The following is a 16,125-nucleotide window of genomic DNA, read 5'->3' as shown; positions in this document are numbered from 1 at the left end:
TTTAAGGTCTGCAAATTTTTTGAGCGCAGCTTGGAGATATTGTGGTACAGTTTCTAATATCCCCAGGAGGATAGGCTTCGCAAGGAAACTCTGTACATGGGATGGCTTCCATACAGTTAAGCATTCCTCCTTGAATAGATTTTAGTTCTTTTTTGTTGAGTTTTTTACCTTTATTAAGTTCCATTTTTTTCATAGTCTTTTTTCGTTTATGAAATTATTGGGTCTTATAATTGAGGTCTGCACTCTTTTTGTGCACACTTTGGAGAAATAATCGTGCATCCATTCGGATCAGAAGAAGGCTCACAAGGAAGACTAGGGCATAGAACTGGTTCCATACAGTTGATAAGACCTCCCTTAATTGTTCTTAATTGTTTTTTGTCTAATTTTTTTCCAATTTGATTGATTTGATTTTTCATTGGTTTGATTTTTAAAGGGTTAGTTTTGACGAAAGTAAGTAAAATAAATGAGTTATATCACTGTGTTTAGAAAAAAAAATAAGAATTTTTTAAATGATATGTCTTGATGTTGGTTATTGATTTCATGTTATATAAAAAATCTATGGAATTTTTTAATATACTAATAAGGTGTTTTATACTGAAAATGCCTATAGGAATTTGGAGTTCAGAGAATAATTTTTTATCCGTTTGAAATAGACTGTTTTATAAGTTCGTATATTTGAATTTTACAAATCATCTGCGATGGAAAAAGTAGCACATACTTCACTGGAAGATTTTTATAAAGAGATGGCTGCCAAACTAGGGAAAGATCTTGAAAGTATTTTTCCAAAGGGTCTTCATAAAGACATTGGTCATTTTAATGTTTTTGATATCGCCCAGACCATAGAAAGGGCAAAAACTACTTCTGAAATGCCTTATAACAGAAGGAAGTACTATAAAATAAGCTTTATTAAGGGACGGAACAGAGCAGAATATGCAGATAAAGTAATTTCAATACAACAGAATGCTCTGCTATTTGCAACGCCTAAGGTTCCGTATCATTGGGTACCCGAAGATCCTGATCAGTCGGGAAGTTTCTGTGTTTTTACTGAAGACTTTTTCATTAAAGATAAATCTTACTACAATCTCGAGGATCTCCCTATTTTTCAGCCGGGAGGAGTGCCTGTCTTTGAAATTGATAATGAACTTGCAGAAGAGATTGAAAGTCTTTTTAAAAAGATTAAAAAGGAAATCGACTCAGATTATGTATTTAAATATGATCTGATCAGAAACTATGTTCTGGAGCTGATCCATTACGGACAGAAATTACAGCCGGCATCCAAAATATCGGCTTCAAACGATGCTTCCATGAGAGTGGTTTCTTTGTTTATAGAGCTGTTGGAAAGACAGTTTCCTATTGAATCCTGGGAACAGAGACTGCAATTGAAGACTGCGAAAGATTATGCAGACAGGCTGGCAGTTCATGTTAACTATTTAAATAAAAGATTAAAAGAAAGTACCGGAAAGACCACTACAGAATTTATTTCTGACCGTATTACTCAGGAAGCCAAAATACTCTTAAAACAGACGAAATGGAATGTTTCAGAAATATCATATGCGCTGGGATTTGAGGAGATTGCCCATTTTTCTAATTTCTTTAAAAGGAAAACAACCTTTACTCCATTAGAATTTCGTTCCTGATTTGAATTTTGCAAATTTCAGATTGATTCAAGCAACTCCTTCTGTCTGAAAATATCCCAACTTTGTACCATCAAAATAATCAAAATACAATGAACACAAAAACAAATATCGCACTGGTAACCGGAGGAAGCCGTGGATTGGGGAAAAACTCAGCACTTAAAATTGCTCAAAAAGGATTAGACGTTATTATTACTTACAGAAGCAACAAAGAAGAAGCAGAAGCTGTTGTGAATGAGATAAAATCAATGGGAAGGAATGCTGTGGCATTTCAACTGGATACAAAAGACCTGAAAAGTTTTGATGCCTTTGTAAAAAATGTAACAGATCATTTGCAGGAAAGCACAGGAAGTCCTCATATTGATTTTCTTATCAATAATGCAGGAACGGCCCTATATTCACCAATTACGGAAGTAACGGAAGAACAGCTGGACGATGTGGTGGATATTCACTTTAAAGGAGTATTTTTCCTGACTCAAAAATTATTACCATTTATGAATGATGGAGGAGGGATTATCAATGTCTCTTCAGGACTGGCCAGATTTGCAACACCAGGTTCTTCCATTTATGGGTCAATTAAAGCTGGAGTAGAAATGTTGACAAAATACATGGCTAAAGAGTTAGGTTCAAGGAAAATCAAAGCCAATGTGGTAGCTCCGGGAGCTATTGAAACAGATTTCGGAGGAGGAAGAGTGAGAGATAATGAAGAGATTAATGCTATGGTAGCTGGAGCTACAGCCCTTGGAAGAGTAGGTCTTCCCGATGATATTGGCGGAGTGGTAGCCTTCCTGTGTACAGAAGATGCAAGATGGATCAATGGACAAAGAATTGAAGTTTCAGGAGGAATGTTTTTATAACGTTTTTATTACCCAAACGAAACAGTATCGTTTCAGAATCGGCCGGCTCATTTTGAGCCGGCCGATTCTGAATATGGAATAATGTATTTTATTCTACAGCTTCAAGAGGTTCCGGAAGCTGGCATTTCTGCTCCATACATCCAGGCCCGATGTATACACAATATCCTGAAGAATTGGTACATCTTATGTTGCCCAGACCTCCATTGACTGCATGCAGCTCTTTTCGGGTTAATTTTTTTCCTTTGTTTACATTCTTGATTTTCATGGGATCGTTTTAATGGTTATTGTTTTTAGTTAATAGGCACCTGGCATTGAGGTTCTCCGCAATATCTTGCATACTCAGAACATTCTGTAGTTCCGGGAAGAATACAGATCTTCAGACCTCCTTTGATCATATTTAATTCTTTTTTGTTTAATTTTTTTCCTTGCAGCAAAACTACTTTTTTCATGATTCCGATATTTAAATGGTTGATTAGTATAAAAATAAGAAAACAAATTAAATAAATCACTTATGAATGATAAAAATAAGTAATCCTACCAGATAATAATCATATCATAATAAAAATTCTCACTGATTAAAAGGTAGAACAGATACTTTTGGTCTGCGATATCTGCAGAGATATAGATTTCTTGAAAGTACAGATTCCTATTACAACTTTGATAAATTTTCAAGAGCTTTTTCCAGGGTTTCCTGTTTCTTGGCAAAGCATAACCTGATCACATTCTCATTCAGTTTATTTTTATAAAATGAGGAGAAAGGAACACTGGCTACCTTATGACGGATGGTAAGCTCAGAAGCGAAATCAAAGTCATTTTTATCAGAAATCTTATCATACTTTACCGCCTGGAAATAAGTTCCTTCACAATCCAATAGTTCAAATGAAGTGCCTGCTAGACCTTTTCTCAAAAAGTCCCGTTTTTCCTGGAAAAATTGATTAAGGTAAGTATAATGTTCATCGTTTTTCATGTATTCTGCCAGTGCAAGCTGAATAGGTGTATTTACACAAAATACATTGAACTGATGAACCTTTCTGAATTCGTCTGTCAAACTTTTAGGTGCAGCACAATAACCCACTTTCCAACCTGTAACATGGAAAAGCTTTCCAAATGAGGCAACAAGAAGGCTTCTTTCTTTCAACTCAGGATATTTACAAATGCTTAAGTGTTCTTTTCCGTCGAAAATAATATTCTCGTACACTTCATCGCTCAGAATCAGAATGGAAGTTCCCTTTACGAGTTCAATAAGTTCTTGTATATCATTCTCTTTCAGTATTTTCCCTGAAGGATTGTTAGGATTATTAAGAATAATCATTCTGGTTTTTTCGCTGACAAGATTTTTTACTACAGCCCAGTCGATTTCATAATCCGGAGCTTTCATTTCAAAACGTTTTACAATCCCTCCGAAAAGCTCTACGGTAGGCTCATAACAGTCATAAGCAGGTTCGAAAATAATCACTTCATCCTCTTTTTTAATAAAAGAAGCAATTGCCGTGAAAATAGCCTGAGTTCCGCCTGCTGTAACTGTTATTTCAGAATCCGGATGATAAATGGCCTGATGGCTGTTTTCTATTTTTCGTGCAATTTCTTCCTTTAGGCCAATCATTCCGCCAAGAGGAGCATATTGGTTGAAGCCTTTTTTAATAAAGTGATCCACATGATCTAATAATTCTGAATCGGGCATAAAATCCGGGAATCCCTGAGACAGATTGATCGCTTCATTTTCATTGGCAAGTTGAGTCATTTGACTGAAAATAGTAGTTCCTACATTGGAAAGTTTTGACAAAGGAAGTTGTATCATAAAAACAGTTTTGTTGATCGAAATTACTGAAATATTTACAACGGTTTGAAATTGACAGGATAAAAATTATATAAAGTGCAAGTTTACCTCTCATGTTGAGTATTTCTAAGAATAAGCAGCCTTTTTTTCAGATAGAATATGATTTTAAACATGTGTTTGATTTTTTCTTTTGAATCCACAGAAAGATAGCTACATTTGCTAGAGAAACAACCATTAAAACAATGACAATGAAGATTAAAAAGACTGAGTTTCCTGAAAAATCCATTTTATCTCCGGGAAAAAAAGATTTCGATTATATGGATAGCTTTGAAGGTGAACTGATGAATAAAGAACTTGATATCACGACAGTTGGAAAAGCTTTCTTTACGAGCAGCCCGAAATGGGGAAAGAAAATGTTTGCTTTCAGAAATAAGTTAGTGGGATTGTTCGGGTTGAAGACCGGAACTGAAACAGAAAATAATCTGACGGAAAAAGGTTTTACATGTGAAGTGGGAGAGCGCCTTGGACTTTTTCAGGTGCTGGATAAAACGCATAATGAAATTGTCCTGGGTGAAGATGACAGACATTTGAATTTCAGAATTTCTCTTTTAATTGACAAAACTAGTAAAGAGGGCAATCAAAACTCGTTTACGATATCCACTACAGTAAAATTTCATAACTGGTGGGGTGTTTTGTACTTTTTACCCGTTCGTCCCTTTCATAAGCTGATGGTACCGGCTATGCTGAAAAATATGATCGGGCAGCTGGAAAAGAAGAAATTGTATACAGTAAAAATTGATATAAAATGACCATCCTCATAAAAAGATGGTCATTATTTTAAAAGGAATAAATTTAATAGGAACTTAATAGTAAATCAATCTGTGCATTGCTTACTCCAGCGGGCCTGTTTGCTTTAAGCTGAACACTTAAACTGCTTAATCCATAACAATATTTTAGGAAATTATTTTCAATATTTGCTAAGGTATAGCCGGTAACCTGATCATTTACCGTTCCCATAGGTTGAGGGCTGAATGACTGTCCCAATTCGTTAAAGTTATCAACTAAATTAATGAATAAACTTGTATAGTCAGAACTTGTATTCAAACTCCAGAACTGATACCCGAAACGGTTAGGAAATACAGGAGGATTAGATGGATTATAATTAGGAGTTCCATAATTAGTAATTCCTCTTTCTCTGTATTCTATTCCTGTTACAAACCATTCTACAGCACATGGCCAGCTTTCCTGCAGCATAGAGCTAACCTGTGAATACTGAACTACTCCGGTGTTCATTTTGATAACATGAGACGTATGGGCGAGTTCATGTACAGTGGTTGAGAAATAGTCATCAGAGTTATATTCTGTAGTTGAACCAGGTCGGAATCTTGCTATTTTCAGGTATGGAAAAGCAACATAATTGATTCCCTGCCAATCTTTAGCTGTATTCTTAGCTATAATGTGTGAACGGTTTCCACTTGGTCTGACGGGTCTTTGTAAACCTCCAATGTCTTTATAAAAATAGCGATAGGCTGCTCTGAACATATGACCTTGCATATTTTCATATCCAGGCATGATGTCATGGCTCCAATGGTTGCTTTTAATATTATTTCGTACAACATTGGAAGGACTCACCATATTATCCTTTATGACAAAGTGCTTTCTATCCATATGCAGTTTAAAATCTACATTTCTGTTGTTGGGAAAAGGAGTGCCGCTCAGTCCGTACTGACCGTTTGCATTGGTGATGCCTTCTCTTGTTCTCAAGCTCCTTTTGGCAGTAACTTTGGCGCCTTCAAAAGGGATGAGTGTATTTAATCTTGTATCGAAGATTCGGATAGTACCATATATTGGGGCACCACCTCCGCCTCCTCCGGGATTCGGGTTTGGATTGGGATACCATTGCCCTGGTTCTCCCAGGTTATCCCATGGTTTATAGTCACTTGGTTCCCAAGGTGTGAACCCGGATAGATTTTCTGCTCTGTGGACCAGGCTATAGACAAATTTATAATTCATATTACCCGTGCCTAAAAGTTCGATATCTTCCTCGGGAAGATACACTTCCTGAAGAACTTCATAGCTAACTCCTGCAGGTAAGGGGGTTTCGTTTCTTACAGTTGCATATTGAGGTGTAGGCTGATCAGCGGGAACATCAGGATCATGATAGAATTTACCGACTACCAATATTTCTCTGTCAAGCGGATAATCATAAAGAATAAGATCGGATTGCTGAAGTGCTTCCAGTTCATCTTCTGTTGTGGGATTAAATTTAATGTACTTGTGTGTAGGACGAATGTTCACAGCAGTCAGTGATCTGTTGCCTTCTGCTTTTGGTTCAGCCAGTAATGATTTGTAAGCAGCCATCATGCTTTCAATCGTGTAAGGAACAGGAAGCTGTTCTCCTAATACTGTAGGTTCTCCTTCTTCAGCATATTTTGTTTCATCTTCTGAAGTGAGATTCCTGTTCATGAGTTCAGAATGGGAAGCTTCAGTGTTGTATTGTTCCATCGTATCGGAGCAGGATGCCGTTAAAAGACAAGCCATGGCAATATAGAGGGTTATTTTTCTCATGTTTTTGATTTTTCAGTTTTTTGTATTGTTTTCCGATCCGGTAATTGAACTACCGGATGTTTTTGTTTAAAAAATAACATTCCAATCTGCAGATTGGAATGTATCTTTAACCGGTTATTTAGGTTCAATCCATGGCAATCCATTCCATGGCATTGTGTAGATAAAAGGAATTCCTCCAATGGGCTGTGGATTCGGAGCAACGGGAGGCTGGGGCTGAGGAATCGCTCCAGGACCGCTTGGTGTAATAAACGCTGTTCCTCCAATAATGGAGTTCATTTGATTTCTCTTGAGTACTTTTCTAGTGATTTTCATGATGATTTTTTTTGTTTAACATGACGAAAATAGAAAAGAGGCTTAATACAGAACAGGAACAATTAATAAGTGTGGAGGATGAGCAAGCAAGTGCGCAGGAAAATGCTTTTATTCCGTTTTTCCTATTGTAGAGAGAAAATCATTTTTTTTCCGGTAAGATACATCCAGAACAGATTCATCACTCATTACTACCTGTCCGCCTCTCCCTTTAATGTATTCCTGCAGATGATCAATATTAATAAGATGCTTATGATGTATCCTGAAAAAGTTCTGCTCAAGAAGTATAGGTTCAAATTCATGAAGGGTTTTGGATACCATGATTTTAGTTTTATTGGTAAGATAAAAAGTGGTGTAGCTCGAATCTGCTTCGCATCGGATAATAGAGGCTATATCTACGATCTTGAATCCCTGAAGAGTAGAAAGAATGATTCTGTTATCTTTTAAAAGAGTAGATTGTGAAGGCTGCATTTTTTTGATATGATCCAACGCTTTATTGACGGCAATAATGAAATCCATTTTTTTTATAGGCTTTAAAAGATAATCTGTAGCCCCATTTTTAATCGCCTGAATAGCAAAATTTTCGTAAGCAGTGATGAAAATAATCTGAGAATGAACGTCATTCAACTTTGATAGTAAATCGAAAGTGGTTCCATCACCTAACTGAACATCCAGAAACAGAATGTCAGGAGAACTTTTGATAAGGTAAATATACGCTTCTTCAACGGAGGAAGCCTGGAATTCTATGTTGATCTCAGGAAATTCATTTTCCATAAGTAATGCAATATAATCTCTTCCATCTTTTTCATCATCAACAATGCATGCCTGTATTTTATTTCTCATAAGGTTGTATATAAAGTTTGATTTGTGTTCCCTGCCCACTATTTTCAGTAAGTGTATTGATTTCTAAAAATATATTGGTATCAAAAAGCTGTTTAAAAGTCTCAATCCTCTTATGTGAAAGTTTTACCCCAAAAGAGTTGTCTTTTTTCAAAGATTCCTTATTGGAGATTCCTATACCATTATCTTCAATGGTAATACATAAAGAGACATTCGTATAATCAAAGCTGATGATAATTTGTCCTTTTCTGTCTTTTAATCCTGAAATACCATGCTTTATCGCATTTTCTACAAAAGGCTGTATCAGTAAAGAAGGAATCGTCCAGTTTTGATTTACCTGTTCAGAAATGATGATTTTGTAATCAAAAAGATCTTTTACACGAAGTTTTTCCATATCAAGATACAATGTGAGGTATTCCACTTCATCTTTAATAGACATAAAGGTCTTTTCTGAATAGTAAAGTGTTTTTCGTATCATTTTGGCGAAAATATCCAGGTAGTTTTCTGTTTCGCGGTAATCTTTTTTATACAGGAGAAATTGAATGGAATTCAGGCAGTTATAAATGAAATGAGGATTAATCTGAGCTTTAATAGCCTGGAGTTCAAGTTCAGCAATTTTCTTTTCATACTCCATTTTTTCTAGCTTCTTATTCCGTTTTTTATGAAGATAAGAAAAGGTAATCATCAACAGCGCTCCGATGATGACGATAGCTAATATCAGCCTGAACCACCAGGTCTGCCAGAACAGAGGTTTTATATCAAAGGTGATGTCGGAAGAGGTGTAGGATTGTTTTCCGTTATATCCTAAACCGTAAACCCGGAAGGTATATTTACCTGGGGGAATAGAGCTGAAGATGATTTTAGAAGAATTATTGATCTGCCAAGAATTATTAAGACCTTCCAGCTTATATTTATAGCTTATTTTTCCCAATGAGGGATAATCAAGAAAGCTCAGATTGAAAATAACCGTATTATGGGTGTAGGCAGCCAGGCTTTTCTGTAGGTCATAATGCTCATTATTTTCAATGGATACTGAGTTAATGACTACCTTTTTATGAATGAATTTTTCCTGAGTCAGTAGTTTTTTGATGGAAAATATTCCAAGTCCTTTAGAGGTTCCAATGAAGATGGTGTCATTTTTTATCACACAACCGGCTACTGCATCAGAGGGAAGTCCGTCTGTCTGGGTGAAATTATTGATGTGTTGATCTTTTGCTGCCAGTTCGATTCTGGATATCCCTGAATTGGTGCTTGCCCAGAACGTATTTTTATTTTCTACCTCTATTTTTTTTACCTGGTCATTGATTAATCCATCATTCTTTCCGATCTTCCTGATAATTCCTTTAGTATTAAAAATAATGATCCCATAGAGGTTAGTAGATCCCAAATACGTATGATCGTCTAATTTTTTAATATCCGTAAAATAGTATCCCTTTAAAAATAAAGTCTTCTGCCGGGTTCTGATATTATATTTGTACAGATCACTGAAGCTGCCGATAAACAGATTCTCCCTGTCATAAGGGAAAACCGTGTATACGCGTTCCTGAAAAAGAGTGTTTATTTTTTTACTTTTTAAACTGTAGGTCAGTAAACCGCCTGAAGTACAGAAAAACAGGGAATCCGGTGTGTAAGAGACAATATTTTTGAGGGAACAGTATATTTTTTCAGAAGTATTATTAGCCATATCATGAACAATAACCTTACCTGATAAACCGAAAATAGCAATGTTACCTTTTAAATAAACAGCAATATTTTCATCTTTATCTCCTTTATCAAGAATTATATTTTGTATTTTATTGTATTTGCTGATAAGTGCGCCGGCAGAATGATTGTAGCCGACAAGAATATTCCCGTTATCTTTTGCAATGGCTTTTATATATTCAGAATTACTTTTTAAAGGCAAATTGATATGATTGGCGAAAAGAGACTTTGAAATGAAAAATACCCCATTGTTCCGCGAATTGAACCATACATTGTCATCCTTGTCTACCAGAACATTATTGATCACATACCGATCCAGTATTTTGATAGGAGCAGCAAGGGTTTTCTTCTTTTCAGTCAGGGATTGATTGAAATATAAAACCCCTCCATTGCTTAAATTCAGCCACAGTTTGTTGTTTCTATCAATAAGTCCGTAGAAAACATTTTCTTGTGTACCACAATTATAAGACAGGATCTTTTTTATGCCTGAGAAAGCAGAGAGTTGATAAATTTCAATCGTATTTTTATATAAGAACACAAATAGATCATCCTTTTCACAGATCATATTTCCAATACTCCCTCTCAAATATTGTTTTTTTCCGGTAATGATATTGTAGACAAGTATTTTTCCCTGATGGGGATCATGTAAGTAGAGATTGGAAGTGTGGGGTTCAAACCTGAGTGTTTCAAAAGATCTTTTCTCATAATCTAAAGGGACGGGGATCTTTTTAACTTTTCCATTTTCATAGATGAAAATATTCTGAGGATTGAAATTTCCATAAAAATAAAGTCGGTTTCCGTTACGGGTAACTTTCGGAATTGAGCTTGAAAACTGATTTTTTACATAGTCATTAATATTCAGATTGATAACGCGGCCGTTTTTTAAGTAAGCAAAATCATTCAGAAAGGGAAGGATGAACACTTCACCGTTGGGCAAAGGTTCACAGGATATAATATCAATATTCTTTAAACCTTCTTGCTTACCATATTGTTTAAACTCTTTTCCATCAAATCTGAATAAGCCATTATCACTGCCTATCCAGATAAAGCCATTTTTATCTTGTCTCAGGTGATACGTATAGGAGCAGTTTAATCCTTCCTCATCACTATAGTTCACCATCCCGGGGATCTGTGAAGAAAATAATGTGGAAAAGAATAAAACTACAGATAATATGAGGAAAGTAAATATATTTTTCACATGATATTGATAATTTCGTAAATATATAATTTGATTAATAATAATACAACGATTACAGCGGAATATTGAAAAAAAACAAGTTGAAAAAATTCGGATAATTTTAGACAATTTCGTACTTTTGTATGTTTGCTGAAATCATATATGTCACAAGAAATAAACCCAACCTACTCCGAAGATAATATCAGAACCCTCGATTGGCAGGAACACATCCGTTTGCGCCCCGGTATGTACATCGGGAAGCTCGGTGATGGTTCTTCTGCTGATGACGGTATTTATATCCTGTTAAAAGAAATCCTGGACAACTCTATTGATGAGTTCAGAATGCGTTCAGGGAAAAGAATTGAAATAAAGCTGGATGACGGCAAAGTTACTATCCGTGACTTTGGCCGTGGAATTCCGCTTGGGAAAGTGGTAGATGCTGTTTCAAAAATGAATACCGGTGGTAAATACGACAGTAAAGCGTTTAAAAAATCTGTAGGATTGAACGGGGTCGGTACCAAAGCGGTCAATGCCCTTTCAGATTACTTCAGAGTTCGCTCTTTCCGAGACGGAAAAATGAAAGTAGCTGAATTCTCCCGTGGTATGATCCAGGAAAACTTTGATGAGAAGGAAACTTCGGATAGAAACGGTACTGAAATTTCCTTTATTCCTGATGGAGAAATCTTCCTGCATTTCAAATACAGAAAAGAGTATATCGAAAGAATGCTCCGCAATTATGCCTATCTGAATCCGGGACTTAAAATACTTTTCAACGGAGAAACGTTTTATTCTGAAAATGGTCTTAAAGATTTATTGGAAGAAGAATTGGAAAGCGATATCCTTTACCCGATTGTTCATTTGAAGGATAATGATATTGAGTTAGCCATTACCCATTCTGACAAATCACAGACAGAAACCTATTTCTCATTTGTTAACGGGCAGAATACAACGCAGGGTGGAACTCACCTTAATGCATTCCGTGAAGCGTATGTAAAAACGATTCGTGAGTTTTTCAATAAAAGTTTTGATGCTTCTGATATCAGAAAGTCTATCATTGCAGCCATCTCAATCAATGTAGAAGAACCTGTTTTTGAATCCCAGACCAAAACAAAATTAGGGTCTAATGATATGGGACCGAACGGACCTACTGTAAGAACATTCATCATTGATTTCCTTAAGAGTAAACTGGACAATTTCCTACATAAAAATCCGGAAATAGCAGAAGCAATCCAGAGAAAAATACTAATTTCCGAAAGAGAAAGAAAAGAACTTTCCGGAATCCAGAAACTGGCCAGAGAAAGAGCAAAAAAAGTATCTCTTCATAATAAAAAACTTCGTGACTGCAGGCAGCACTATAACGACCAGAAAGCTGAGAGAAAAGGTGATACTCAGATCTTCATTACCGAAGGGGATTCTGCATCAGGATCGATCACAAAATCCAGAGATGTAGAAACGCAGGCTGTATTTTCACTGAAGGGTAAACCCCTGAATTGCTACGGCCTTACGAAGAAGGTGGTATATGAAAATGAAGAGTTTAACCTTCTTCAGGCAGCTTTAAATATTGAGGAAAGTCTGGAAGACCTGAGATACAATCAGGTGATCATTGCTACCGATGCCGATGTGGATGGAATGCACATCCGTCTGCTGATGATTACTTTCTTCCTGCAGTTCTTTCCGGATCTGATTAAAAACGGACACCTTTATATCCTTCAGACTCCTTTATTCAGAGTGAGAAATAAAAAGGAAACAAGATATTGCTATTCAGAAGCCGAAAGAGTGAAAGCATTAAATGAACTGGGAAAAAATCCGGAAATCACCCGATTTAAAGGATTGGGAGAAATTTCTCCAGATGAATTTAAGCATTTCATTGGCAAAGATATTCGCTTAGAACCCGTAGTAGTGGGAAAAGACCAGACGATTGATCAGCTTCTGGAATTCTACATGGGGAAAAATACTCCGGACAGACAGACCTTCATCCTTGAAAACCTTGTGGTGGAAGATGATACGGATATTGATAAAAAACAAATTCTGGATGAAGTAGAAAATTAATAAAGCTTAAAACTTAAAAAACTGGTTGCAAAAAACCATTGCAAATACTGAAAAAAACACAATTTTGGATGAAGTAAGAATTATAGTACTTACCCAGCCAAAAAATTAAAATGAGACTAAGTAACCGTAATAAAGCATCAATTTATAACTCTTTGAGTACATTGCTTTTGATGACAACTGTGTTTTGTATAATTGCATTTGTCGCTAATGAATACAGGTTTAATGCAATGGGCAATGAAAGTTATTTATTGATTATTGTTCCCCTTCTACTGCTGATTATCTTTTATATCAGCGGCAGACAGATTTTTGAATATGACAGCGATGGAGAAGCTTTGAATTTTAAAAACAGGAATATTATTCCCTTTTTAAACAAGCCTCTTCACGATGAATTTCCAAAATATAAACTGATAAAATATGATGTAGTCAGTATTCTCTTTTTCAAAAGATTATACATTACGGTTTCCAGTAAGAATAATGGTTCTACAATACTTAAGTACCAGATTTCTTATTTGAACAGAAAACAAGTAAACGATTTAAAACTCTCTCTAAACAAAGTAGTGAAAGCTAATAAAGAGAAAAAAGATAAAACAGATGACGACAGAAGAATATTCGCATGAGGGTGAAAGCTTGAAAAAAGTTTCCGGTCTATACAAAGACTGGTTTCTTGATTATGCTTCCTATGTAATTCTGGATAGAGCTATCCCTTCAATATATGACGGTTTAAAACCCGTTCAACGAAGAATTATGCACTCCATGCGTGAACTGGAAGATGGCCGTTACAATAAAGTGGCCAATATTGTGGGAAATACCATGAAATATCACCCACACGGAGATGCTTCCATTACAGATGCCATGGTGCAGATTGGGCAGAAAGAGCTGTTAATTGATACTCAGGGAAACTGGGGTAATATCTATACAGGAGACTCTGCGGCGGCGGCAAGATATATTGAAGCAAGACTGACTCCTTTTGCCCTGGAAGTAGTATTTAATCCTAAAACTACAGACTGGACAAAGTCTTACGACGGAAGAAACAATGAACCGATTGATTTACCGGTGAAATTTCCCCTGCTTCTTGCACAGGGAGTAGAAGGTATTGGGGTAGGGCTTTCCACAAAAATACTTCCTCATAACTTTAATGAGCTTATCAATGCCTCAGTAGCCTATTTAAAAGGTAAGAAATTTGAACTGTATCCGGACTTTTTAACAGCCGGTTATCTTGACGTCTCCGAATATAATGACGGTCACAGAGGAGGAAAGGTAAGAGCAAGAGCCAAAATTACCCAGACGGATAAGCATACATTGGTGATTTCGGAACTTCCTTATTCTAAAACGACAACTGATCTTATTGACTCTATTTTAAAAGCCAATGAGAAAGGAAAGATCAAAATCAAAAAGATTGAAGACAATACTTCAGATAAGGTAGAAATTCTGATTCATATTCATAATGATGTGTCTCCGGACAAAACCATTGATGCCCTGTATGCATTTACAGACTGTCAGGTAACCATTTCTCCAAATGCCTGTGTGATTGTAGGAGATAAACCTATGTTTTTGACGGTATCCGATATTCTGAAAACAAATACAGATCATACGGTATCCTTACTGAAGAAAGAACTGGAAATTGAGCTTCACGAACTTCAGGAAAGCTGGCATTTCTCTTCATTGGAAAGAATTTTCATTGAGAACAGGATTTACCACGATATTGAAGAGGTGAAAACCTGGGAAGAGGTAATAAAAACCATTGATGCAGGATTAAAACCTCATACCAAACATCTGTTAAGAGCTGTTACAGAAGAGGATATTTTAAAACTTACAGAAATCAGAATCAAGAGAATTTCAAGATTCGATTTAGATAAATTTAAAGAAAATATAGCCTCACTTGAAGGTAAAATAGAACAGGTAAAATACCATCTTGCCAACCTGATTGCTTATGCTATTGATTATTATTTAAACATTCAGAAAAAATACGGTAAAGACAAGCAGAGAAAAACAGAACTTAGAATCTTTGATACCATTGATGCTACAAAAGTAGCTGTTGCCAATGAAAAGTTCTATGCTAATTTCGAAGAAGGTTTCATCGGAACATCTCTGAAAAAAGACCAATATCTTTTCGATTGTTCAGACATTGATGATATCATCATTTTCAGAAAAGACGGAAGTATGAAAGTGGTAAAAGTAGAGGCCAAAACATTCGTTGGTAAAGATATTCTGCATGTCGCTATTTGGAAGAAAAATGATAAGAGAACGGTATATAATATGATCTATCGCGAAGGAAGAGAAGGACCCTATTATATGAAACGATTCTCTGTAACCGGAGTTACTAGAAATACAGATTATCCGCTAGCTTCAGATAAAAAAGGATCGGAAACCCTATATTTCTCGGCAAATCCTAATGGGGAAGCAGAAACGGTAACCGTACTTTTAAAGCCTAATCCTAGAATCAGAAAGAATAAAATGGAGATCAACTTCTCCGATCTTGCGATTAAAGGACGTGATTCCAAAGGGAATCTTGTGACTAAATATGCCGTGAAGAAAGTAGATATGAAGGAAGAAGGAGTTTCTACTCTGGCACCGAGAAAGATCTGGTTTGATGATACGGTTAGAAGACTGAATGCTGATGTAAGAGGAACATTACTGGGAAGTTTCAAAGGAGATGACAAAATCCTGACGATCAATACAAACGGTGAAGTGAAACTGGTCTCTTTTGATCTGGGTAACCGTTTTGATGATGAATATCTGGTGTTGGAAAAATGGAGACCTGCACAGCCAATTACCTGTATCTATTACGATGGTGAAAAAGATATTTATTTCATTAAAAGATTCTTACTGGAAAACACGGTGAATGTACAGACTTTTATGCCTTCTGAACATCCGAAATCATTCATTGAAAATGTAATTGTTGCCAACGATGTTACTGCAGAAATTATTTTTGCAAAAGATAAAGGAAAAGAACGTGATCCGGAAACGATTAATATCGATGAATTCATAACGGTAAAAGGAATAAAAGCCATTGGTAACCAGTTTACCAAGTTCAAAGTAAAAGCGATCAATATTACTATTCCTGAACCTGTAGAAGAAGAGCCTGAAGTATATGAAGATCCGGAACCTACAGGAGATGGGGATGAAGACGGAGGAGTTATCGGTGATTTGTTCCAGGGTGATGGAAATAATGAAAATGAATAAACTGAGCACATCTGTTCAGGTATAACATAA

General features: G+C 36.0%; 15 protein-coding genes. 6 read left to right on the top strand and 9 right to left on the bottom strand.

Features of this window, described 5'->3' with window-relative positions:
- Position 1: 1 nt before the first annotated feature.
- Complete coding sequence (locus CQ022_RS05315; RefSeq protein ID WP_165791641.1) at positions 2-184, bottom strand: bacteriocin; 183 nt, start codon at positions 182-184, stop codon at positions 2-4.
- Between the two features lie 40 nt (positions 185-224).
- The gene (locus CQ022_RS05310; protein ID WP_105682016.1) at positions 225-416 is read right to left on the bottom strand and encodes a hypothetical protein; all 192 of its coding nucleotides are present in this window, start codon (positions 414-416) and stop codon (positions 225-227) included.
- Positions 417-698: 282 nt separating this feature from the next.
- Here CQ022_RS05310 and CQ022_RS05305 point away from each other — a divergent pair, with 282 nt between their 5' ends.
- Positions 699-1,637, top strand: a complete 939-nt coding sequence (locus CQ022_RS05305; RefSeq protein WP_105682017.1) for a helix-turn-helix domain-containing protein — start codon at positions 699-701, stop codon at positions 1,635-1,637.
- An 89-nt stretch (positions 1,638-1,726) separates the two neighbouring features.
- Positions 1,727-2,491 carry an SDR family NAD(P)-dependent oxidoreductase gene (locus tag CQ022_RS05300; RefSeq protein ID WP_105682018.1) on the top strand — a complete coding sequence of 255 codons (765 nt, stop codon included), beginning with the start codon at positions 1,727-1,729 and terminating at the stop codon, positions 2,489-2,491.
- Positions 2,492-2,579: 88 nt separating this feature from the next.
- Here CQ022_RS05300 and CQ022_RS22890 read toward each other — a convergent pair whose 3' ends face one another.
- The 3 genes from CQ022_RS22890 to CQ022_RS05295 form a co-directional block, all read right to left on the bottom strand.
- Entirely contained in the window at positions 2,580-2,756 is a 177-nt protein-coding gene (locus CQ022_RS22890; protein ID WP_165791642.1) for a hypothetical protein, read from the bottom strand.
- Between the two features lie 25 nt (positions 2,757-2,781).
- The gene (locus CQ022_RS22885) at positions 2,782-2,940 is read right to left on the bottom strand and encodes a hypothetical protein (protein ID WP_165791643.1); all 159 of its coding nucleotides are present in this window, start codon (positions 2,938-2,940) and stop codon (positions 2,782-2,784) included.
- 200 nt (positions 2,941-3,140) lie between these two features.
- Positions 3,141-4,289 (bottom strand): methionine aminotransferase, encoded by a 1,149-nt coding sequence (locus tag CQ022_RS05295; protein ID WP_105682019.1) that lies wholly within the window; start codon positions 4,287-4,289, stop codon positions 3,141-3,143.
- A 227-nt stretch (positions 4,290-4,516) separates the two neighbouring features.
- Here CQ022_RS05295 and CQ022_RS05290 point away from each other — a divergent pair, with 227 nt between their 5' ends.
- Positions 4,517-5,077: a DUF2867 domain-containing protein gene (locus CQ022_RS05290; RefSeq protein WP_228421596.1), complete on the top strand. Its 561-nt coding sequence runs from the start codon at positions 4,517-4,519 to the stop codon at positions 5,075-5,077.
- A gap of 43 nt (positions 5,078-5,120) precedes the next feature.
- On the opposite strand, the gene CQ022_RS05285 is transcribed toward CQ022_RS05290, so the two are convergent.
- The 4 genes from CQ022_RS05285 to CQ022_RS05270 form a co-directional block, all read right to left on the bottom strand.
- Complete coding sequence (locus tag CQ022_RS05285) at positions 5,121-6,836, bottom strand: hypothetical protein (protein WP_123864384.1); 1,716 nt, start codon at positions 6,834-6,836, stop codon at positions 5,121-5,123.
- Positions 6,837-6,950: 114 nt separating this feature from the next.
- Positions 6,951-7,148 (bottom strand): hypothetical protein, encoded by a 198-nt coding sequence (locus CQ022_RS05280; protein ID WP_105682021.1) that lies wholly within the window; start codon positions 7,146-7,148, stop codon positions 6,951-6,953.
- A 108-nt stretch (positions 7,149-7,256) separates the two neighbouring features.
- A complete protein-coding gene (locus CQ022_RS05275; protein ID WP_105682022.1) occupies positions 7,257-7,988 on the bottom strand; it encodes a LytR/AlgR family response regulator transcription factor in 732 nt (243 codons plus the stop codon).
- Entirely contained in the window at positions 7,978-10,884 is a 2,907-nt protein-coding gene (locus CQ022_RS05270) for a histidine kinase (protein ID WP_123864383.1), read from the bottom strand. The genes CQ022_RS05275 and CQ022_RS05270 overlap by 11 nt, the downstream gene beginning before the upstream one ends.
- A gap of 141 nt (positions 10,885-11,025) precedes the next feature.
- On the opposite strand from CQ022_RS05270, the gene CQ022_RS05265 reads away from it, so the two are divergent.
- From CQ022_RS05265 to CQ022_RS05255, 3 genes are all read left to right on the top strand, one after another.
- The gene (locus CQ022_RS05265) at positions 11,026-12,912 is read left to right on the top strand and encodes a DNA topoisomerase IV subunit B (RefSeq protein ID WP_105682024.1); all 1,887 of its coding nucleotides are present in this window, start codon (positions 11,026-11,028) and stop codon (positions 12,910-12,912) included.
- A gap of 110 nt (positions 12,913-13,022) precedes the next feature.
- A complete protein-coding gene (locus CQ022_RS05260) occupies positions 13,023-13,529 on the top strand; it encodes a hypothetical protein (RefSeq protein ID WP_228421598.1) in 507 nt (168 codons plus the stop codon).
- Complete coding sequence (locus tag CQ022_RS05255) at positions 13,504-16,095, top strand: DNA gyrase/topoisomerase IV subunit A (protein ID WP_105682026.1); 2,592 nt, start codon at positions 13,504-13,506, stop codon at positions 16,093-16,095. Before CQ022_RS05260 ends, CQ022_RS05255 begins: the two co-directional genes overlap by 26 nt.
- Positions 16,096-16,125: the final 30 nt, after the last annotated feature.

The sequence above is a fragment of the Chryseobacterium culicis genome, from assembly GCF_002979755.1.
Taxonomy (GTDB): Bacteria; Bacteroidota; Bacteroidia; order Flavobacteriales; family Weeksellaceae; genus Chryseobacterium; species Chryseobacterium culicis_A.
Note: the sequence above shows the minus strand (reverse complement) of the source record. Positions and strands in the feature narration are given on the sequence as shown.

Bases quoted from the DNA above. Each gene is read 5' to 3' on its own strand.
- CQ022_RS05315 (WP_165791641.1), bottom strand. From the start codon at position 184: ATGGAACTTAATAAAGGTAAAAAACTCAACAAAAAAGAACTAAAATCT.
- CQ022_RS05310 (WP_105682016.1), bottom strand. From the start codon at position 416: ATGAAAAATCAAATCAATCAAATTGGAAAAAAATTAGACAAAAAACAA.
- CQ022_RS05305 (WP_105682017.1), top strand. From the start codon at position 699: ATGGAAAAAGTAGCACATACTTCACTGGAAGATTTTTATAAAGAGATG.
- CQ022_RS05300 (WP_105682018.1), top strand. From the start codon at position 1,727: ATGAACACAAAAACAAATATCGCACTGGTAACCGGAGGAAGCCGTGGA.
- CQ022_RS22890 (WP_165791642.1), bottom strand. From the start codon at position 2,756: ATGAAAATCAAGAATGTAAACAAAGGAAAAAAATTAACCCGAAAAGAG.
- CQ022_RS22885 (WP_165791643.1), bottom strand. From the start codon at position 2,940: ATGAAAAAAGTAGTTTTGCTGCAAGGAAAAAAATTAAACAAAAAAGAA.
- CQ022_RS05295 (WP_105682019.1), bottom strand. From the start codon at position 4,289: ATGATACAACTTCCTTTGTCAAAACTTTCCAATGTAGGAACTACTATT.
- CQ022_RS05290 (WP_228421596.1), top strand. From the start codon at position 4,517: ATGAAGATTAAAAAGACTGAGTTTCCTGAAAAATCCATTTTATCTCCG.
- CQ022_RS05285 (WP_123864384.1), bottom strand. From the start codon at position 6,836: ATGAGAAAAATAACCCTCTATATTGCCATGGCTTGTCTTTTAACGGCA.
- CQ022_RS05280 (WP_105682021.1), bottom strand. From the start codon at position 7,148: ATGAAAATCACTAGAAAAGTACTCAAGAGAAATCAAATGAACTCCATT.
- CQ022_RS05275 (WP_105682022.1), bottom strand. From the start codon at position 7,988: ATGAGAAATAAAATACAGGCATGCATTGTTGATGATGAAAAAGATGGA.
- CQ022_RS05265 (WP_105682024.1), top strand. From the start codon at position 11,026: ATGTCACAAGAAATAAACCCAACCTACTCCGAAGATAATATCAGAACC.
- CQ022_RS05260 (WP_228421598.1), top strand. From the start codon at position 13,023: ATGAGACTAAGTAACCGTAATAAAGCATCAATTTATAACTCTTTGAGT.
- CQ022_RS05255 (WP_105682026.1), top strand. From the start codon at position 13,504: ATGACGACAGAAGAATATTCGCATGAGGGTGAAAGCTTGAAAAAAGTT.